The organism is Paraburkholderia ferrariae NBRC 106233 (assembly GCF_000685035.1).
GTDB classification, from domain to species: Bacteria; Pseudomonadota; Gammaproteobacteria; order Burkholderiales; family Burkholderiaceae; genus Paraburkholderia; species Paraburkholderia ferrariae.
Genome location: NZ_BAYB01000092.1, coordinates 1 through 907 on the forward strand (window position 1 = coordinate 1; position 907 = coordinate 907).

2 protein-coding genes are annotated in these 907 nt (G+C 58.3%); both read left to right on the forward strand.

The annotated features are described in order from the left end of the window. Positions 1–206: ATP-binding protein (locus BFE01S_RS41690; protein WP_042340131.1), on the forward strand; the 206-nt coding region annotated here is incomplete at its 5' end. 128 nt (positions 207–334) lie between these two features. Continuing rightward, positions 335–907: IS110 family transposase (locus BFE01S_RS43800; protein WP_156967286.1), on the forward strand; the 573-nt coding region annotated here is incomplete at its 3' end.

Below are 907 nucleotides of genomic sequence, written 5' to 3' on the forward strand. Positions count from 1 at the left end.
AACGCTACAAGCAACGTCGAAGCATCCTCGTCACATCCAACCATGTCGTCCAGGACTGGGGGCGCTACCTTCGCGACAGCACCATGGCCTCGACAATCCTCGACCGTCTGCTCCATCGCTCCAGACTCCTCGAGTTTGAAGGCAAAAGCTATCGCCTCCGGGAAGCCGCCACCAGACTTACCGTCACTGAGGAGTCCGACGCATAATCCGATCGTCCTGCCCGGGGGAATTTAGCCGCCCACAAGTGGAGGAAATTGAACTGCCCATCGGGGTGTCCAGGTACTCGATGCCGGTGAAACTGCCCAAATCCCATCGGCAATCGGAGCAAGGCTATATGAAAGAAGAACAGGCTACTGCAGGGCATCGCAACGTCGTAGGTGGCGTTGATACGCATAAGGACCTACATATCGCGGCTGTTGTTGATGAACATGATCGTCTGCTTGGGAGTGAATGCTTCCCGACTACCCGGTACGGCTACAAGCAGATGCTGCTTTGGATGCGATCATTTGGCGAACTGGCCCGGGTCGGCGTCGAGTGCACAGGAACCTACGGCGCGGGACTTCTCCGATACCTGCAGCAGGCCCATGTAACCGTGCTGGAGGTCACTGCGCCAGACAAAAGCGATCGGCGCAAACGGGGAAAGGACGATACGCTGGACGCCTGCAACGCGGCGCATGCTGCTTTCGCCGGTGTGCGCACAGTCACCCCCAAGACGCGCGATGGAATGATCGAATCGCTGCGCGTTTTGAAAGTCTGCCGGAAGACGGCTATTTCAGCGCGTCGCGTCGCATTGCAGCTGATCCGCAATACCATCATCAGCGCGCCTGATGAATTACGCGAACCGCTGCGCGTGATGACACGCATGCAGCTCATACGCACACTGGCTGCGTGGCGCCCCGATCTGTCT